This is a genomic window from Brevibacillus fortis (genome assembly GCF_046196545.1).
GTDB classification, from domain to species: Bacteria; Bacillota; Bacilli; order Brevibacillales; family Brevibacillaceae; genus Brevibacillus; species Brevibacillus fortis_A.
The window spans coordinates 3145437-3168672 of sequence record NZ_CP176370.1; the positions used below are offsets into that span (position 1 = coordinate 3145437).

1 protein-coding gene is annotated in these 23236 nt (G+C 49.0%); it reads left to right on the forward strand.

The window, feature by feature from the left end; genetic code table 11:
• The first annotated feature begins 2 nt into the window (after positions 1-2).
• Positions 3-23234, forward strand: coding sequence for a linear gramicidin non-ribosomal peptide synthetase LgrB (gene lgrB / locus ACKKE8_RS15910; protein WP_409178987.1), 23232 nt, complete (start codon positions 3-5; stop codon positions 23232-23234).
• Positions 23235-23236: the final 2 nt, after the last annotated feature.

Here is a 23236-nt window from a genome sequence, read left to right on the forward strand (position 1 = left end):
AAATGTACCTCAGGAGGAGAGTAGACGTGTCAAGTAAAAAGATCGCCAATATATATCCGTTATCTCCCATGCAAGAGGGAATGTTATTTCATTCCCTCCTGGACGAAGGAACAGAGTCCTATTTTGAACAATTGCGCTTTACCATTAGAGGATTCATCGATCCAGCTATTCTCGAACAAAGCTTAAACGCGCTGATCGAGCGACACGATATTCTCCGAACTGTCTTTATCCTTGAGAAGGTTCAAAAGCCGCGACAAATTGTACTCAAGGAAAGAAAGACAAACGTTCAGGTGATAGATATCACACACCTCTCTGAAGGCGAGCAAGCCGTCTTTTTGGAGGACTTTGCTAAAAGAGAGCGTCAGAGAAACTTTGATTTGGCAAAAGATGTGCTCATTCGCCTCACTCTTGTTCAAACCGCTTCTGATGCCTATACACTGATCTGGAGTCACCATCACATTTTGCTCGACGGCTGGTGCATTCCGATTGTGTTACATGATTTTTTCCAAATCTATCAACAATTAAAAGACGGACGACCAGTAGATCTCGGCCAAGTTTATCCGTACAGCAAGTACATAAGCTGGTTAGGGGAACAGGATGCCGAAGAGGCAAAAGTCAACTGGTCACGGTATTTAAGTGGCTATGAGCCGAGCTCATTTATTCAAAAGCAGGGTACCGGAATCAAATACAAACAAGCAGAACTGGTCTTCACAATTGATCAGACATTGACGAGCCACTTGAATAAAATCGCAAGACAATTGCAAGTAACTGTAAACAATCTCTTTCGTACAATCTGGGGTCTCATGTTGCAGCGCCAAAGCAATATCGATGACGTTGTATTCGGATCGGTTGTCTCTGGCCGTCCAATCGATATCCCGAACGTCGAGCAAATGGTTGGACTTTTCATTAATACCGTACCTATCCGTGTTCAGATGAGAGACAATCAAACGTTTTCTGATCTGGTTAAACAAGTACAAGAAGAGTCGAGCTCGCTGGAAAAATATCATTATCTTTCCCTCGCGGACATTCAGAAAAATCAACAACTGATCGATCATATTATTCTGTTCCAAAACTATCCGATGGGCGAAGCGCTTTTGACCCGTCTGAACCAATATAACCAAGAATTCACTCTCACAAATCTAAATGCTTTTGAACAAACCAACTACGACCTAAACATAATGGTCACCTCAGACGATACCCTCACTGTTACGTATCTATACAATGCATCTGTATTTACGGAAGAGCAACTCCAACACCTCAACCAACAACTCACTACTATCATGACGCAAGTGACAAATACACCGGATATCCTTCTGAACAATCTAGAAGTGGTAAATTCCGAAGAGAAGCACCTTCAACTCCATACTTTTAATGATACATATCGCAATTATCCTGTTGATTATCTAATTCATCAGATTTTTGAAGAGCGTGCAGAGAAACAACCACACCTCATCGCGCTGGTCATGGGAGAGCAAAAGCTTACGTATCGTGAGCTAAACGAAAAGGCAAATCAACTTGCTACATTTTTACGTACAAAAGGGGTCGGACCAGAAAGTATTGTCAGCTTGCTAACAGAACGCTCAGCGGAAATGATCATTGCCATTCTTGCGATCTTTAAAGCAGGCGGCGCATATTTACCAATCGACCCGGCTCATCCGAAGGAACGTATCGAATACATTTTACAGGATAGCGGCAGTGTGCTGCTTCTTACAAAAAAACGCTTTTTAGAGACAATTGATTTTGCTGATCGGATCTTTGATCTAGAGGCGGATGAGCTTTATCAGGGAGCACCGGGTAATCTTGCAAATGTAGCCCAAACGAGTAATCTTGCATACGTCATTTATACATCGGGTTCGACAGGCAAACCGAAAGGCGTCATGATCGAGCATGCGAGTCTATTGAATCAAATCTTCGCATTGCAAGAGAAATATCCGCTACAAGAAAAAGATGCGTATTTGTTAAAAACGACCTATACCTTTGACGTATCTGTCGCAGAAATCTTCGGCTGGATTCTCGGCAACGGCAGACTGGTGATTCTCGAACCTGGCGCGGAGAAAGAACCTTCCAAAATTTGGGAAGCTGTTGTTAATTATGACGTAACGCATGTCAATTTTGTTCCATCTATGCTCATTCCGTTTGTCGAGTATCTCGAGGGGCGAACAGAGGAAAACCGACTGCGATACATCATGGCTGCCGGGGAAGCAATGCCGAATGATCTTGCGCCAAAAGTATATAACGTATTGCCAGAAGTGAAAGTCGAGAACATCTATGGTCCGACAGAAGCTACCATTTATGCTTCCTGCTACTCACTCACGGTAGACATGATAGAAAATCCTGTGCCGATCGGAAAGCCGTTGGCCAACTATCAAATGCATATCGTCAATCAATATGGTCAGTTACAGCCAATCGGAGTTCCGGGTGAATTATGCATTGCCGGAGCTGGATTGGCGAGGGGATATTTAAATAATGAAGAATTGACGAACGAGAAGTTTGTTCCCCATCCGTTTGAAGCAGGCAAACGCATGTACCGTACAGGCGACCTGGCTCGTTATCGCAAGGATGGAAACATCGAATACCTCGGACGCATCGACCATCAAGTGAAAATTCGTGGCTATCGGATTGAGTTGAACGAAATTCGTAGCCGGTTGATCGAAGAAGAATCAATTCGCGATGCAGTGGTAGTGGCACACACAGATCATAACCAACAAGCGTATCTATGCGCCTATATCATCGCCGATCAGGTGTGGACGGTTGCCGCCTTACGTACACTGCTTCGCCAAACGCTGCCAGATTACATGGTTCCGTCTCATTTCATTCAAATGGAAGAGTTTCCGCTGACCTCTAGCGGCAAAATTGATCGCAAAGCTTTGCCACTCCCAGATGGCAATGTGCAAACAGGCAACCCGTACAGTGCGCCGCGCAATCCGATTGAGGAATTGCTCGCCCGGATTTGGGAGGAGGTTCTTGGTGTATCACAAGTCGGGATTCACGATAACTTTTTCGAATTGGGAGGGCATTCGCTTTTAGCGACACAATTGCTTTCCCGTACATCGAAAGTATTTCAGACCCAGCTTCAGATGCGTGAGATTTTTACCTATCAGACGGTAGTAGAATTGGCTGAACGTATTCAATTCACTCGCCAAGGTGCGGAGCCGATAAAGCACAGCCCGATCAAACCGCTTTCATTGGACAGTACTCAAGAGTTACCGCTGTCTTACGCACAACAACGTCTATGGTTCCTTGATAGACTGATCCCGAATAGCGCCATGTACAACATTCCGGTCGGATTCCATCTGCGTGGAGCAGTCGATACGAATGCAATGGAACGTGCTTTGAATGAAATCATCAAACGGCATGAATCCCTTCGAACAACGGTTATGGACATAGAAGGACGAGCGGTTCAAGTGATTCATACAAATGTACATTTGTCACTTCCTGTTACTGACCTTCGCGACATGCCAGCAGCGGAAAAAGAAGCTATATGGATGAGTATGGTGGAAGAAGATGGCGCGACTCCATTCCAACTGGATCAATGGCCGTTGATGCGGGCAGCGTTGATCCGACTGAAGGAAGAAGAGTCCATTCTCTGGATGAATATGCATCACATCATCTCAGACGGTTGGTCCATGGATGTATTGGTGAACGAGCTAAGCGCAGTGTATGAAGCATTCGTCAAAGAAGCAGAAGTACCGCTTGCCGATTTACCCATTCAATATCGAGATTACGCAATCTGGCAACGGGAGAACTGGCAAGACAATGTATGGGAACAGCAGCTCAGCTATTGGAAAAAGAAGCTGGGCCAGAGTGAGCCACTTTTGCCACTTCCGACCGATCGTCCACGGACAGTCGTGCAAAGCTATCGCGGTGACAATTATTCTTTCTACGTGCCGAGTGAAGTGGGGCAAAAGCTACGCGAGCTTGGACGACAAGAAGGCGCGACAATGTTCATGACGCTCTTAGCGGCATTCAAGCACTTCATGTACCGCTATACGCATACCACAGATATTTTGATAGGGACACCTGTTGCGGGACGGAATCGTCAGGAAATAGAAAACCTAATCGGATTCTTTGTCAACATGCTGGTTCTTCGTACTGACCTGTCGAACGACCCTACATTCGTTGAGCTGTTACGACGTGTTCGTGAGACGGCATTTGATGCTTTTGCCAATCAGGATATTCCTTTTGAAAAATTGGTCGATGAATTACAAATTGAGCGCAGTCTCAGCTACTCGCCGTTATTCCAGGTACTTTTCTCCGTACAGGGAATGTCAACGGGTGTACGTAAAGGCGAGACGATATCCATTACACCTAATGAAGTCAATCTCAACAAGACGACCAAATTTGATTTGACTCTTACCATGATTGAGGACGAAGATTACGGATTCAAGGGTGTGTTTGAATATAGTACAGATCTATTTGATCGTACGACGATTGAGCGCATGGCAGAGCATTTCCGCAATTTATTGCAAGCTATTGCGACCAATCCAGCGCAGAAAATAACGGAAGTTGAACTGCTAGACGATGTGGAACGAGATCAGCTACTCGTCGGTTGGAATGATACTGAGGTTGATTATTCCCGCGATCTTTGCGTGCACGAACGTGTTGCCCAGATCGCACAAAAGTTGCCTGATCAGATTGCAGTTTCAGGTGAGCAAGGTGCAATCACCTATGCAGAACTGGATGCGAAGGCTAATCAGCTCGCTCATATCTTGCTAAGACAAGGGATTGGCTCGGAAGACTTGGTAGGAATCTGCGTGGAGCGTTCCATCGAGATGTTGATCGGTCAACTCGCGATTCTCAAAGCAGGTGCCGCTTATGTGCCGATGGACCCTGCATACCCGCAAGAACGACTCGCATTTATGATCAAGAACGCACAGATGTCTTTGGTCTTAACCCAAGAGCGGTTGGTAGGTGCATTGCCAGAAGGCGCTGCTACGTTCCTTTGCTTGGATCGAGATTGGCATGTAATGGCTGAGATGAGTTCAGTTGCGCCAGCGGTTACGACCAAAGCAGAACAACTCGCCTATGTCATCTATACATCAGGTTCTACAGGAACGCCAAAGGGAGTGGAGATCGAGCACGGATCACTCTTGAATCTCGTCAATTGGCATCAGCGAGCGTACGACGTAATCGCTACGGACCGTGCATCGCAAATAGCTGGTACAGCTTTTGATGCTTCCGTGTGGGAGATTTGGCCGTATTTGACGGCGGGTGCTACGATTTGCCTGCCACCGGAAGAGATTCGTCTTGTACCGGAAAAACTGCGTAATTGGTTAGTCGAATCAGGCATCACGATAAGCTTTTTACCAACTCCTTTGGCAGAGGGCCTGCTTACTTTGAATTGGCCAGCCGAATCAGCATTGCGCTACATGTTGACGGGTGGTGATACTTTGCACCAGTATCCGTCTGCGAATGTACCGTTTACGCTGGTAAACCAGTATGGCCCAACAGAAAACACTGTCGTTGCTACTGCTGGCATCGTGCCCGTGCAGGGAGCACGAGAAGCGGCTCCTTCCATTGGACGTCCCATTGACAACGTATCTGTCTATGTACTCGACGCTAACAGAAGGCCTGTGCCTGTAGGAGTTGTCGGGGAGCTTTACATCGCGGGGAAAAGCTTGGCACGCGGCTATCTGAACCGTCCAGACCTGACGGAAGCCAGTTTTGTACCCAACCCGTTCTCTACAGATGTTGGGGCACGGATGTATCGCACAGGCGACTTGGTTCGATATTTGGTGGATGGCAATTTGGAGTTTATTGGACGCGCCGATGATCAAGTAAGCATTCGCGGATTCAGGGTTGAGCTGGGGGAAATAGAGTCCGCATTGTATGCACATGCAGCTGTTTCGGAAGCAGTGGTGATCGTCAGAGAAGATTTGACGCCTGGTGTGAAACGACTGGTGGCTTATGCCGTGCTTCATGAGGGAGAAGAGGTACAGACGAATGAATTGCGTCAGTCTTTGAAAGATAGACTTCCAGACTACATGGTCCCATCTGTCATCATCCTGATGGATGCCCTGCCTCTCACTCCGAACGGAAAAGTAGATCGCCGTGCTTTGCCGGTACCCGATGCCTTGCGAGCTCAGTGGGAAGACTGCTTTGTTGCCCCACAAACGGAAATAGAACACAAGCTGGCCGAAATATGGCAAGGAGTTCTAGGTGTAGAGTCAATCGGGATTCACGATAACTTTTTCGAACTGGGTGGCGACTCGATTCTGACTATTCAAATTGTGTCGCGTGCAAATCAGGCGGGTATCCGATTTACACCAAAACACCTGTTTGACTCTCAAACATTGGCAGAATTGGCCGCAAGTGTCGTTGTTCTTGAGGATGCACCACAAGTGCATATGGAGCAGGGTGTTGTTTCAGGCGAATTGCCTCTGACACCCATTCAGACGTGGTTCTTTGAGCAAGAAATTCGCCACGTCAACTACTGGAATCAATCAGTCATGCTTGGTGTACGTGAAGAAATGGATGCCAGTTTATTGGGAAAAGCTTTTGCGGCTATTCTTGCTCACCATGATGCCTTGCGCCTGCGTTTTCGGAACGTCAACGGAAAATGGGAGCAATATCATGATGTCGTTTCGGATGAGGACGTCTTTCAGGTAGTAGATTTGACGGCTGTACTTGAAACGGAAATAGAAGAACAAATGCAAGCCATTGCAGACGGGCTACAAGAAAGTCTGGATATCGAAAAAGGACCGTTGCTTCGTGCTGCATACTTCCAATGCGGGGACAAACAGCGTTTGTTCATTGCGATTCATCATCTCGCTGTCGATGGTGTTTCTTGGCGAATTATTCTGGAAGACTTGCAAACGGCCTATCAACAATTGACAGGATTGCAACAGCTGAACTTGCCTCAGAAGACGACTTCTTTCAAGCGATGGTCGGAACAGTTGACACAGTACGCTCAGCAATGCGTAGTCGACGAATACTGGGCGAATCTGGATACAAGTCATGTAATCAACTTGCCTGTTGACCATCCTAATGGAAAGAACACAGAATGTCTGGCCGCTCAAATAAAGGTGAAGCTGGGCGTTGACGAGACGCGTGCCTTGTTGCAGGAGGTACCAGCCGCTTACCGTACTCAGATTAACGATGTGTTACTCAGTGCTTTGATCCGAGCATACAACAACTGGACGGGGCAAAAGACACTCTATGTTTCAGTTGAGGGACACGGGCGTGAAGAGATCATTGATGGCGTGGACATTTCTCGTACAGTAGGCTGGTTCACAAGCATGTACCCAGTCTTGCTGGAGATGGAGCCAAAGACGCCTTGGGGTTCCCTGATAAAATCAGTCAAAGAACAATTGCGCTCGATTCCTGACAAAGGGATTGGCTACGGCATTCATCGTTATTTAAGCAAAGATGAACAAACGGTAAATACCCTAAAAGCTTATCCGCAACCTGAGATCAGCTTCAATTATTTAGGACAATTTGACCAGGATCAAACGGCTGATGCTACCTTGTTCCAGATCATTCCGAACTGGTCAGCATCCAATCTGAGCAAGGATGAAGCCCGACTTCATAAACTTGATTTCCTGAGCATGGTGGCGGGAGATCAGTTAGAAATGACCTGGACGTACAGCGGCGATATGTACGAACAACAAACGATTGAACAGCTTGCTCGTGACTATGTGCAATCATTGCAAGCGATCATTATCCATTGCCGCTCTGAAGAGGCAGGTGGCTATACACCTTCCGATTTCCCGTTGGCGGAGCTGGATCAAAAGAGCCTCGACAAGTTCATCGGAGACAATCGTCTGATCGAGAACATTTACACGCTCACCCCGTTACAAGAGGGGATGCTGTTCCACTCTCTTTATGAGCAAGCAGGCGGTGACTACGTTGTTCAACTGGTCGTGAATTTGGATCACTTGAATGTGGCGATGTTTTCAGAAGCATGGCAAAAAGTTGTCGAGCGACATGCCATCCTCCGAACCTCCTTCTTATGGAGCGGATTAGAGAAATCGCATCAGGTCGTTCATACCAAAGTAAAAGCACATATCGAGCAACTGGACTGGAGTCACTTAACGAAAGAAAAGAAAGAAGCGAACTTACAAACCTATCTCGAACAAGATCGGAAGCTAGGCTTTGATCTCGCTCACCCGCCATTGATGCGTTGGTCGTTGATTCGTCTAGATTCGAAAACTAGCCAGCTCGTTTGGAGCTTTCACCATCTGTTGTTGGATGGTTGGAGTACACCGATCGTGTTAAACGATTGGCTGGCATTTTATCAGGCAGCCATTGATGGTATCGAAGCAACACTGCCTGTCGCTCCTCCGTTTTCCTCTTATATTGCCTGGTTAAAGCAGCAGAGTCTTGAGGCATCAGAGCAGTATTGGCGAAATCATCTGCGGGGCTTCCGGATACCAACTCCCCTTAGCATGGGGAAACCGGGTGGAACGGTTGTACAACAAAAAGAATACGCAGATCAAATGATTCTTTTATCGAAGGAAACTACTGCGAGTCTGCAAGCTTTTGCCCGAAGGCATCAACTGACGACGAATACTCTGGTTCAAGGTGCGTGGGCGTTGATTTTAAGTCGTTACGCAGGTGAGTCGGAAGTGGTATTTGGGACAACCAACCTGGGACGTCCTACAGATTTGCGTGGAGTGGACTCCATGGTGGGTCTGTTTATCAACACTCTGCCTGTTCGCGTGCTTTTCTCGGAACAAATGACGGTGATCGACTGGCTGCAGAACATCCAACAGGAACAGAGTGAGATACGTCAGTACGAGTTCACGCCGCTCGTTGACATTCAAAGCTGGAGTGAAGTGCCGCTTGGACAGGCGTTGTTTGACAGCATACTCGTTTTCGAGAACTACATGTCTGGTGCAAAAACACAGGATAATACAGACATGTCGTTAAACGCAATCAAAGCAGTTGAGCAGACGAACTATCCATTGACATTAGTGGCGGCGCCCGGCGAAGAGCTGTTGCTCAAGCTAATTTATGAAACAAATCGCTTCGAGCAGAACACCATGGATAAGGTATTGGCTCAATTGATCAAAGTATTAGGGTCAATGATGACTCAGGCTACGGACCAGCTCTCTGCCATTTCATTCATCACAGACGAGGAACGCCACAAGCTGTTAGTGGAATGGAACGCAACGGAAACGGATTATGCGCGTGACGCGGTGATGCACCAGCTGTTTGAAGATCAAGTAGTCGCTACACCGGATGCAGAGGCTCTAATCGTCGGAGAAGAAAGACTGACGTACGCGGAGCTAAACCGACGAGCAAACCAGTTGGCTCACTATCTGCGGGCGCAAGGAATCGGCCCTGAGGTCTTGGTCGCTGTTCTCATGGAACGTACGACTGAGATGATCGTGGCGATGATGGGAATTCTCAAAGCTGGCGGCGCGTATGTACCAATTGATCCCGCCTATCCACAAGAGAGAATCGGCTATACGTTGGAGGATTCCCAAGCGGCGATCCTGTTGACCCAAGGAAACTTGCTATCCATGCTGCCTGAACATACAGCACAAGTGATCTGCCTGGATCGTGACTGGGAGTCTATCGCGGAGCAAAGCGAAGAGAACCTGCTTAATCTGGTAGAGCCAACGAACCTTTCGTATGTCATTTACACCTCGGGCTCAACAGGTCTGCCTAAAGGGGTAGCGATTCAGCACAGTAGTGTCATTGCCTTTATCGCTTGGGCGAAAACCGTCTTTTCGGCGGAAGAAATGAGTGGGGTACTCGCCTCCACTTCTATCTGCTTTGATCTGTCTGTCTATGAAATATTCGTAACCTTAGTCTACGGCGGGAAAGTCATTTTGGCTGACAACGCCTTGCATTTGCCGAGCCTGCCAGCAGTCAACGAAGTGACCCTAATCAATACCGTTCCATCTGCGGCAAAAGAACTGGTTCGGATGAACGCGATCCCGTCGACGGTACGAGTGGTCAACCTAGCGGGAGAGCCACTGCCAAATACCTTGGCGCAAAGTCTATATGCCCTGGAACATGTGGAAAAAGTCTTTAATCTTTATGGTCCGTCTGAAGATACGACCTACTCCACGTATGTACAGGTCACTAAAGGCACGACGTCAGAACCGACAATTGGCCGTCCTTTATCCAACACACAAGCGTATATTCTCGATGCCAACCTGCAACCTGTACCGTTAGGCTTACCTGGAGAACTGTATCTTGGCGGGGAAGGATTGGCTCGTGGGTACCTGAATCGCCCAGAGCTGACAGCAGAACGATTCTTGCCCAATCCATTCCACGCTGACCCGCATGCACGGATGTACAGCACCGGCGACTTGGTCCGTTATCTCCCAGATGGACAAATCGAGTATTTGGGACGGATCGACCATCAGGTGAAGATTCGTGGCTATCGGATCGAGTTGGGAGAGTTGGAGGCTGTTCTTCGCACCCATCCGGCTGTCAAGGAAGCTGTGGTGATGTCTAGAGAAGACAAGCTGGGTGACAAACGTCTGGCGGCGTATGTGACGACAAAAGAGGAAAGTAGCGAAGAGGTCACTGACTTAGCGGTCTGGGCAAAAGCAAAATTGCCAGAGTTTATGGTTCCATCAGCCTTTGTCTGGCTGGACGCTATGCCGCTCACACCGAACGGCAAGATCGACCGGAAGCAACTGCCAGAGCCGGAGTGGGGGCAGATGGCTTCTACACAAGAGTATGTAGCGCCACGCAACCAAACGGAGGAGCTGGTCGCCACGATCTGGTCGCAAGTGCTCGGTATCGAAAAAGTCGGGATTCATGACAATTTCTTCGAGCTGGGCGGGCATTCTCTCTTGGCGACACGGGTCATTTCCCGTCTTCGTGACATGTTTGCAGGAGAAGTCCCTATCCGTACTCTTTTCGAAAATCCAACCGTTGCAGAACTGACCAAAGCACTCGGAAGCTTTTTGCAAGAAACAACAAGAGCTTCGATCGCACCTGTTTCAAGGGAAAGTCATCTGCCATTGTCCTTTGCCCAACAGCGCCTGTGGTTCCTGGATCGTCTGATGCCAGACAGCGCCTTGTACAACATCCCATCAGCGATGCGATTGCACGGAGACCTGAATATAGAGGCTTGGAACAAAAGCTTGCAGGTACTGATCCAGCGCCACGAAAGCTTGCGGACAACCTTTGGCCACGTGGATGGGCAAGCTGTGCAAATCATTCATCCTTACCAAGAGCAGTCGGTACGTGTCATCGACTTGCGGGAGCTGCCAGCGGACGAGTGCGAAGCAGAAATACAGCGTTTGGCAGGAAGAGAGGCAGCTACGCCATTCAACCTGAGCGAAGGTCCGTTGTTCCGTACCACCCTGATTCGCATAAGCGAGCAAGAGGCCGTCTTCTTATTTAACATGCACCATATTATTTTCGATGGCTGGTCTATCGGTATTTTCATCAAAGAAATGAGAGCACTGTACGAAGCATTTGTTCACGGCAAAGAACCTGTATTAGCCGATCTGACATTGCAGTACGCCGATTACGCTGTATGGCAACGGAAGTGGATGGAAGAAGATGTGCTTACGCAACAGCTAGCGTACTGGAAAGAAAAGCTAGTCGATGCCGAACCACTATTGGCTCTGCCGACAGATCGTCCGCGTCCGGCCGTTCAAAGCCACGTTGGCGCGATGTATACCTTTACGCTTTCAGCTGAACTGTTAGCAAAGTTGAGTATGCTCAGCCGTGAAGAAGGATCAACGCTGTTCATGACCTTGCTGGCAGCGTTCCAAACTTTGCTCTACCGCTACAGCGGACAGGAAGACATCCTCGTCGGAAGTCCGGTTGCAGGACGAAATCGGGAGGAGACTGAGTCGCTCATTGGCTTCTTCATTAATACATTGGTGCTCCGTACGGATATGTCAGGCGAACCGACATTCCGTGACTTGCTGGCAAGAGTGAAGGAGACGGCGCTAGAAGCCTATGCCCATCAAGATCTTCCGTTTGAAAAATTGGTCGATGAACTGGCGCTAGAGCGTAGTCTCAGCTACTCGCCGCTGTTCCAAGTGATGTTTGTCCTCCAAAACTTCCAGCTAGACTTAGACGAAAAGGCTGGCATTCGCGTGTCGGAATTCGATATGGACAAGCACCTCGTCACGGCCAAATTTGACCTGACGTTGACGATGGCTGAAAGACCAAACGGATTGATCGCAACGTTTGAGTACAATACAGCGCTGTTTGATGAAACGACGATTGTGCGCATGTCACAGCACTTCCATCACTTACTCGAAGCGATCGTTCAGATGCCGGAGCAGACCATTACCCACTTGCAGCTTTTACCTCAGGCAGAACGGGAGCAACTGCTGGTGGAATGGAACGACACCACAACTGCTTACCCACGGGATCAACGCGTGGATCAATTGTTCCAGCAGACCGCGATGACCTACCCGAATCGCATTGCAGTCGTATCGGGAGACCAGAGGCTCACCTACTCCCAGTTAGAGGCACGAGCCAACCAAGTAGCCAACTATCTGCAAAAACAAGGCGTTCGCTCCGGTTCACTCGTCGGTATCTGCGTGAAGCGTTCTCCCGAAATGCTTATAGGGGTGCTCGGGATTCTCAAAGCTGGTGGGGCTTATGTACCGCTCGATTCGGATTATCCGAAAGAACGTCTGGCCTACATGATGGACGACGCTCACGTCACGGTTTTGCTCACGCAGGAGCAACTTCTACCGTCACTCCCATCTGGAGAGCATACGCTGATTTGTCTGGATCGCGACTGGGCGATGATTGCCAATGAAAGTGAACGTGCACCTGACATTGACACCACAGCGGAAAGTCTCGCTTACGTGATCTACACTTCTGGTTCTACCGGGTTGCCAAAAGGAACGCTTGTCATCCATCGAGGCATTGTCCGTCTCGTCAAAGAAACCGATTACGTGGCGATCACCGAGCAGGACGTTTTCCTGCAAGCATCGACAGTATCGTTTGATGCGGCGACCTTTGAGATTTGGGGCAGCTTGCTGAATGGGGCAAAGCTGGTGCTGATGCCGCCTGATCTGCCTTCTCTGGAAGAATTGGGACAAGCCATTCAGACTCACAAGGTTACGACGCTTTGGCTGACGGCGGGACTGTTCACCCTGATGGTTGATCATCACAAAGAGTACCTGACGGGGGTTCGACAACTGCTCGTTGGTGGAGATGTCGTCTCGCTTCCTCACGTAAGAAAAGCGTTGGAAATCGAAGGGGTAACGATTATCAACGGATACGGTCCAACGGAGAACACAACATTCACCTGCTGCTATCCGGTCACGGAGTTGCCAGAGACGATCAGTTCTTTCCCGATTGGCCGTCCCATCAAGAATACGACGGTTTACGTACTGGATAGCAAAATGCAGCCCGTCCCGATTGGCGTAACAGGTGAACTGTACATCGGTGGAGATGGTCTGGCGAAAGGATATTGGAATCGAACTGATTTGACGGAAGAACGCTTTGTACCAAACCCGTTCTCAACCGATCCGCAGGCACGACTCTATCGGACTGGTGACTTGGTTCGTTATTTACCTGATGGCACGATTGAGTTTATCGGTCGAATCGACAATCAGGTAAAAATCCGCGGATTCCGCATCGAGCTGAGTGAAGTAGAGTCTGTTTTAGCCAAACACGCTGCTCTTGCCGCATCCGTAGTCATTGTCCGCGAAGATGAACCGGGCAAGAAACAGCTCGTAGCTTACGCGGTCAAGCAAGCCGAGCAAGAAATAGACACAGCCGAACTGCGCCAACACTTCAAAGCACATGTTCCGGATTATATGGTGCCATCCGCTTTCGTCATGCTGGATGAATTGCCACTTACACCAAACGGGAAAGTAGACCGTCGGGCCCTGCCAAAACCTGACTATGCGAACACAAGTGATGAGGACTACGTTGCACCACATACCTTTATCGAGCGCAAACTGTCTGAGATTTGGCAAGATGTTCTCAGAATCAAAGAAATCAGTATCAACTCTAACTTCTTCGAACTCGGAGGAGACTCGATCCTGAGTATCCAAATCGTCTCTCGGGCTAACCAAGCAGGGATTCGTCTTACACCTAAACAGATCTTTGAAAACCAAACAATCGCTGAATTGGCAGCTCTCGTTTCAACAACTGGAAACGTGGAAAACGCTATTCAACTGGCGGAACAAGGCCTCGTGACCGGAAATGTATTGCTTACGCCAATCCAGAAGTGGTTCTTTGCTGCAAATCAACCGTCTATCCATCACTGGAATCAATCCTTCTTGTTGACAGTCGACGAACCGGTTGATACGAACGCATTGGAGCGTGCCATTACCGAGTTGCTTGCACACCACGATGCTTTGCGCATGCGTTATACCAACAACGACGGTATATGGTCACAGCACATCGTTGGCTTAGGCGAACCTGTACCTTTCCAGTTAGCTGATTTGTCTGACCTCTCGTCAGAGGAACAATTCGCGCGACTGGAGGAAATTGCAAGCGAGATACAAGCGAGTCTGAACATCACTGATGGCCCTGTGTTACGTGCTGTGTACTTCCACCTTGGAAAAGAACGCGCGGGACGACTCCTGCTCGTTGTTCATCACTTGGTAGTCGATGGGGTATCCTGGCGCATTTTACTGGAAGACTTGCAGTTTGCCTATGAGCAAGCTGTAAATGGTCAGGCGGTGCAATTCCCGTCAAAAACGACCTCGTTTAAGGCATGGGCTGAACAGTTACACGCTTATGCCCAGTCTGATTCACTTGAAAAGGAAAAAGCCTTTTGGGCAAATCAAGCGTATGAAGTGGATCCACTTCCTGTCGACCGTACGTATGAGCCAGCTCAAAACACTGAGGCATTTACGAAACAGATCACCCTTACGCTAACCGCCGAAGAGACGCGCAACTTGCTTCACGAAACACTCTCTTCCTACCGTCTGCAAATCAATGACGTATTGCTTGCTTCCTTAGCAAAAGCGCTGAATCGATGGACAGGAAAAGAGACGATGGCCGTACTTCTGGAAGGACATGGACGCGAGGAGATTATCGAAGGGGCAGATTTATCCCATACGGTTGGCTGGTTCACAAGTATGTACCCGATACAGATTTCTATCCAGCAAGAAGAACCTTGGGGGCATACGCTGAAGACAATCAAGGAACAGCTCCGCCAGATTCCAAATAAGGGTGTTGGCTATGGAATTTTGCGCTATCTAAGTGATGATTTGGAACTACAACACCAACTGAACGCCCAACCGAAACCGCAAGTCAGTTTCAACTACCTCGGGCAATTTGATCAGACGGTGGCGGATTCCTCTAGGTTTGGCATAGCGTCTGAATGCAGTGGAGCCAATCTTGCACCTGATTCGATTCGAGAGAACTTGCTAGATATCATTAGTGCGGTGACAGGAGATCAGCTACACGTCACCTGGTTGTACAACGAAAACATCCATGACGAACAGACGATTGCGGCGGTTGCTGATGATTACATGGAAGCACTGCGGGAAATTATGTCTTACACTCAATCGGCCGAAGAAATCGGCTACACACCGTCAGACTTCCCGCTGGCTAATCTAAATCAGCAGTCTATCGACAAATACATCGCTTCGGATCGTCAGATTGAAAGTGTATACTCGCTGACACCACTGCAAGAGGGGATGCTGTTCCACTCCCTGTATGAACAAGAGGGCGGCGATTATGTTGTACAGTTCCTCATGACAGTGCGAGATATTAGCTTGGAAGCATTCGAGCAAGCATGGCAGAAAACAGTCGACCGCCATTCGATTCTTCGTACATCCTTTATCTGGGAAAGCTTGGAACAACCGCATCAAATCGTCCGAAAACAAGTAAAAGTAAGCGTAGAAAAAATCGACCTACGCCATGTGGATGTCGATAAGCAGGAAGCTGAAATCCAATCGTACATGGAAAAAGACCGAGTGCGAAACTTCCAGTTTAATCAGGCGCCATTGATGCGTTGGACATTGTTTTGCACGAACGACAATACGTATCGCTTCTTATGGAGCTTCCATCATATCTTGCTAGATGGCTGGAGTATGCCACTTGTCTTGCAAGATTGGCAGGCAAGTTACCAAGCGATCTATAAAGGCGAAGAAGAAAAATTAGAAGCAGTCCAACCATTCAGTCGCTATATCGCATGGCTCAATAAGCAAGATAAACAAGTTGCGGAGCGCTATTGGCGCGAGCAGTTAAAAGGCTTCTACGAGTCAACACCACTCGCTATGGGAAAAGCAGGCAGTCATGCCATACAGCCTAAAGCCTACAGAGATCGAACCGTTTACTTATCCAAGCAGGTAACGGCCCACCTGCAAGCTTTTGCCCGCAAGCAGCAGTTGACACTAAATACGTTGGTGCAAGGGGCATGGGCACTCATCCTGAGCGGTTACAGCGGATCAGACGATGTTGTCTTTGGAACGACAGTTTCTGGTCGTCCAGCAGAGCTGCCAGGAGTGGAAAACATGGTAGGACTCTTTATTAATACGCTACCTGTCCGCGTCATGTTTGACCCTAGCCAAACGATACAGGAATGGTTACAACACTTACAAAAGACACAATTAGACATCCGCCAGTACGAATACACACCACTTGTAGACGTCCAAGGCTGGAGTGAGGTTCCACACGGACAATCGTTGTTCGATAGTATTCTCGTTTTTGAGAACTACTTGAATAGCACAAGTGAGGAGTCAGATTACGGAGTGTCGCTGAGTGAAGTCCAAGCAGTGGAGCAAACCAATTACCCATTGACATTGGTGGCGGCTCCTGGAGATGAACTTGCTCTCAAATTGATCTATGAGCAAGGACGTTTTGATCCGGAAGTGATTGTGAAAGTATTGGAACAGATGTCTCAGGTTCTACACGCCCTAACTGCTCAAGCGGAACAGCCGTTGACTACACTTACATTCATCACAGACGAAGAACGCCACAAGCTGTTAGTGGAATGGAACGCAACGGAAACGGAATATGCGCGCGACGCGGTGATGCACCAGCTATTTGAAGATCAAGTAGTCGCTACACCGGATGCAGAGGCTTTAATCGTCGGAGAAGAAAGACTGACATACGCGGAGCTAAACCGACGAGCAAACCAGTTGGCTCACTATCTGCGTGCGCAAGGGATCGGCCCAGAGGTCCTGGTCGCTGTTCTCATGGAACGTACGACCGAGATGATCGTGGCGATGATGGGTATTCTCAAAGCTGGCGGCGCGTATGTACCGATTGATCCGGCTTACCCCCAAGAGAGAATCGGCTATACATTGGGGGATTCGCAAGCGGCGATTCTGTTGACCCAAGGAAGCCTGTTATCCATGCTGCCTGAACATACAGCACAAGTGATCTGCCTGGATCGTGACTGGGAGCCTATCGCAGAGCAAAGCGAAGAGAACCTACCAAACTTTGCGTTACCAACTAACCTTTCCTATGTCATTTACACGTCGGGCTCAACAGGTATGCCTAAAGGGGTAGCGATTCAGCACAGTAGTGTCATTGCCTTCATCGCTTGGGCGAAAACCGTCTTTTCGGCGGAAGAAATGAGTGGGGTGCTCGCCTCCACTTCCATCTGCTTCGATCTGTCTGTCTATGAAATATTCGTGACCTTGAGCTACGGCGGGAAAGTCATCTTGGCTGACAACGCCTTGCATTTACCGAGCCTGCCAGCAGTCAACGAAGTGACCCTAATCAATACCGTTCCATCTGCGGCAAAAGAACTGGTTCGGATGAACGCGATCCCGTCGACAGTACGAGTGGTCAACCTAGCGGGAGAGCCACTGCCAAACACCTTGGCGCAAAGTCTATATGCACTGGGGCATGTGGAAAAAGTCTTTAATCTTTATGGTCCGTCTGAAGATACGACTTACTCTACGTATGTACAGGTCACTAAAGGCGCGACGTCAGAACCGACGATTGGCCGTCCTTTGTCCAACACACAAGCGTATATTCTCGATACCAACCTGCAACCTGTACCGTTGGGGTTGCCTGGGGAATTGTATCTTGGCGGGGAAGGATTGGCTCGCGGGTATCTGAATCGCCCTGAGCTAACAGCAGAACGATTCTTGCCCAATCCATTCCACGCTGACCCGCATGCACGGATGTACAGCACCGGTGACTTGGTCCGTTATCTCCCAGATGGACAAATCGAGTATTTGGGACGGATCGACCATCAGGTGAAGATTCGCGGCTATCGAATCGAGTTGGGAGAGTTGGAGGCTGTCCTTCGCACTCATCCGGCTGTCAAGGAAGCTGTGGTGATGTCTAGAGAAGACAAGCTGGGTGACAAACGTCTGGCGGCGTATGTGACGACAAAAGAGGAAAGTAGCGAAGAGATCACTGACTTAGCGGTCTGGGCAAAAGCAAAATTGCCAGAGTTTATGGTTCCATCAGTCTTTGTCTGGCTGGACGCTATGCCGCTCACGCCGAACGGCAAGATCGACCGGAAGCAACTGCCAGAGCCGGAGTGGGGGCAGATGGCTTCTACACAAGATTATGTAGCGCCACGCAACCAAATGGAGGAGCTGCTCGCTACAATCTGGTCGCAAGTGCTCGGTATCGAAAAAGTCGGGATTCATGACAATTTCTTCGAGCTGGGCGGGCATTCTCTCTTGGCGACACGGGTCATTTCCCGTCTTCGTGACATGTTTGCAGGAGAAGTGCCTATCCGTACTCTCTTTGAAAACCCAACTATTGCAGAACTGTCCGAAGCACTCGGAAGCTTTTTGCAAGAAGCAACAGGAGCTTCGATCGTACCTGTTTCACGGGAAGGTCATCTGCCATTGTCCTTTGCCCAACAGCGCCTGTGGTTCCTGGATCGTCTGATGCCAGACAGCGCCTTGTACAACATCCCGTCAGCGATGCGATTGCACGGAGACCTGAATATAGATGCTTGGAACAAGAGCTTGCAGGTACTGATCCAGCGCCACGAAAGCTTGCGGACAACCTTTGACCACGTAGATGGGCAAGCTGTGCAAATCATTCACCCTTACCAAGAGCAGTCGGTACGCGTCATCGACTTGCGGGAGTTGCCAGCGGACGAGTGCGAATCAGAAATACAGCGTTTGGCAGGAAGAGAGGCAGCTACGCCATTCAACCTGAGCGAAGGTCCGTTGTTCCGTACGACCCTGATCCGCATAAGCGAGCAAGAAACGGTCTTCCTTATGAACATGCATCACATCATCTCTGACGGTTGGTCGATGGGCATATTCATTCGCGAATGGTTCATCTCCTACGAAGCGATTAGCCAAAACGACATACCAGATTTGGTTGATTTACCTGTGCAGTACGCTGACTACGCAGCTTGGCAACGCGAGTGGCTCCAAGGTTCGGTATTAGACGAGCAGCTTTCTTACTGGAGTGAAAAATTAAGTGGTGCTGAACCACTCCTCATCTTGCCGACAGACCGTTCACGTCCTGCTGTACAAACGTACGAGGGAGCGATTTACTCAACGACGCTCGCTGGTGAACTTCTCGACAAATTACAAACACTTAGCCGTCAAGAAGAATCGACGCTGTTCATGACCTTGCTGGCTGCCTTCCAAACTCTGCTCTACCGCTACAGTGGACAGGAAGACATCCTCGTCGGAAGCCCTGTCGCAGGACGCAATAGACAAGAGACGGAACAATTGATTGGATTCTTCATTAATACATTGGTGCTCCGTACGGATATGTCAGGGGAGCCGACATTCCGAGACCTGCTGGCAAGAGTGAAGGAGACGGCGCTAGAAGCCTATGCCCATCAGGATCTTCCGTTTGAAAAATTGGTAGATGAACTGGCGCTAGAGCGTAGTCTCAGCTACTCGCCGCTGTTCCAAGTGATGTTTGTCCTCCAAAACTTCCAGCTAGATATAGACGAAAAGGCTGGCATTCGCGTATCGGAATTTGATATGGACAAACACCTCGTCACCGCCAAGTTCGACCTGACATTGACCATGGCAGAAAAACAAGACGAACTGATCGCAACGTTTGAGTACAATACAGCGTTGTTTGATGAAACGACGATTGTGCGTATGTCACAGCACTTCCATCACTTACTCGAAGCGATCGTTCAGATGCCGGAGCAGACCATTACCCACTTGCAGCTTTTGCCTCAGGCAGAACGCGAGCAACTACTGGTGGAATGGAACGACACCACGACGGCTTACCCACGGGATCAACGCGTGGATCAATTGTTCCAGCAGACCGCGATGCTTTACCCGGATCGCATTGCAGTGGTATCGGGAGACCAGAGGCTCACATACTCGCAGTTAGAGACACGAGCCAACCAAGTAGCCAACTATCTGCAAAAACAAGGCGTTCGCTCCGGTTCACTCGTCGGTATCTGCGTGAAGCGTTCGCTCGAAATGCTGATCGGAGTGCTTGGGATTCTCAAAGCTGGTGGGGCTTATGTACCGCTCGATTCGGATTATCCAAAAGAACGTCTGACATACATGATGGACGACGCTCACGTCACTGTTTTACTCACGCAGGAGCAGCTTCTACCGTCACTCCCATCTGGCGAGAATACGGTGATTTGTGTGGATCGCGACTGGGCGATGATTGCCAATGAAAGTGAACGTGCACCTGACATTGACACCACAGCGGAAAGTCTCGCTTACGTGATCTACACCTCTGGTTCTACCGGATTGCCAAAAGGAACGCTTGTCATCCATCGAGGCATTGTCCGTCTCGTTAAAGAAACCGACTACGTGACGATCACCGAGCAGGACGTTTTCCTACAAGCCTCCACGGTATCGTTCGATGCGGCGACCTTTGAGATTTGGGGTAGCTTGCTGAATGGGGCAAAGCTGGTGCTGATGCCGCCTGATCTGCCTTCCCTGGAAGAACTGGGACAAGCCATTCAGACTCACAAGGTTACGACGCTTTGGCTGACGGCTGGATTGTTCACCCTGATGGTTGATCATCATAAAGAGTACCTGACGGGGGTTCGGCAACTGCTCGTTGGTGGCGATGTCGTCTCAGTTCCTCACGTAAGAAAAGCGTTGGAAATCGAAGGGGTCACGATTATCAACGGATACGGTCCAACGGAGAACACGACATTCACTTGCTGCTATCCGGTCATGGAGTTGCCAGAGACGATCAGTTCTTTCCCGATTGGCCGTCCCATCAAGAATACGACTGTGTATGTACTGGATAGCAAAATGCAGCCCGTCCCGATTGGCGTAACAGGTGAACTGTACATCGGTGGAGATGGTCTGGCGAAAGGATATTGGAATCGTCCTGATTTGACGGAAGAACGCTTTGTACCAAACCCGTATTCAACCGATCCGCAGGCACGACTCTATCGGACTGGTGATTTGGTTCGCTACCTGCCAGATGGTCTTATCGAATTCATCGGTCGAATCGACAATCAGGTAAAAATCCGCGGATTCCGCATCGAGCTGAGTGAAGTAGAGTCTGTTTTAGCCAAACACACTGCTCTTGCCGCATCCGTAGTCATTGTCCGCGAAGATGAACCGGGCAAGAAACAGCTCGTAGCTTACGCGGTCAAGCAAGCCGAGCAAGAGGTTGACACAGCCGAATTGCGCCAACACTTCAAAGCACATGTTCCGGATTATATGGTGCCATCTGCTTTCGTCATGCTGGACGAAATGCCACTTACACCAAACGGGAAAGTAGACAGAAAAGCACTTCCTGTCCCTGTCTATGATCGCAGCCAAGATGTTGACTCGTATACAGAGGCTACCAACCTAATCGAACAAAGACTGACGGAAATCTGGTGCGCTGTTCTGCGAATGGATCGCATCGGCATTCACGATAACTTTTTTGAGCTAGGGGGCGACTCCATCCTCAGCATTCAAATCGTCGCGCGTGCAAACAAAGATGGCATCCATCTAACCCCGAAGAATCTTTTTGACCATCAAACGATTGCAGAGTTGGCAAAGGTTGCAGGCCAAAGCACGAAAATGGAAGCAGAGCAAGGAATGGTAACGGGTGAAGCTCCACTATTGCCGATCCAAAAATGGTTCTTCGAGCAGGAGCAGCCAACACCACATCACTGGAACCAATCGATGCTCCTGCAAGTGAACGAACAATTGGACGAAGAGCATCTGGAGCAAGCCATTACCCACCTGCTCACTCACCACGACGCGCTCCGCCTGCGTTATACCTGCACAGATGGACAGTGGAAGCAGACACACGCAGAAGTCGAATCGGAAGTTTTGCTCATCGTGGAGGATCTTAGCATGATCTCGCCAGCTCAACACATGAGAAGAATCGAAAAACTTTCACAACAAGCACAAGCGAGCCTAGATTTGGATAACGGACCGCTCATGAAGATCGTCTATTTCGATCTCGGGTTTGATCGACCGGGCCGTTTGCTGATTGTGATTCACCATTTGGCGGTAGACGGCGTATCGTGGCGAGTCCTGATCGAAGACTTGCAAACGGCATATAGGCAGGCTGTGGAGGGAACAGAGATTCAATTGCCAGCAAAGACAACCTCCTACAAGGCATGGGCAGTAAAAATGAATGAGTACGCATCTTCTGAACGTATTGTCGCTGAAAAGGAGTACTGGATAGCTGCAGCAGACGAGATGGTGTCCTTTACAAAGCCAACCCATGACGGTGAGTTGAACACAGAAGGAAACTGCCGGACGATTACGATTGCAATGGAGGAAGAAGAGACAGAAACCCTGCTACAGAAAGTACCGTCCCGTTACCGCGCGCAAATCAATGATGTTCTATTGACCGTGTTAGCATTGGCACACGCCAAATGGACTGGAGAACAATCCCTATTAGTTAATTTAGAGGGTCACGGTCGTGAAGAATTGTTCTCGGAGGTTGATCTCTCCCGCACGGTCGGCTGGTTTACGTCGATGTATCCACTCCTGATTCGACTGGATCAGAACATGTCTCAGGAAAATGCGCTGGCAAGAGTCAAAGAGAAGCTCCAACAAATTCCGAACAAAGGCCTTGGATACGGCATCCTACGCTACCTGACGAAGGATAACGAGGTGTCCGAAAAGCTAGCGGCAATTCCACAACCACCGATTAGCTTCAACTATCTGGGACAATTCAATCAGGCGGGAGAAGGAGATTCCCTGTTTGGATTTGCGGAAGGAGAAAGAGGCTCCAACATCAGTCCGGACAACAGACGGGCTCATCTGATTGATGTAGTAGGGGCAGTCACAGGAGGCAAGCTGAACCTAAGCTTCCTCTACAGCGAGACATTGCATAGCGAAGCGAGCGTCGAGACTTTCGCCCATCATTTCACGGAAATCCTGCGATCACTGATACAAGCGGAGAAACAAAGCTATAGTGTCGAAGACTTCGAGGATGCAGACTTGAGTCAGACGGCGTTAAACAAGGTTCTCTCCAAGCTGAAGAAAAGAAAGGGGAATTAATC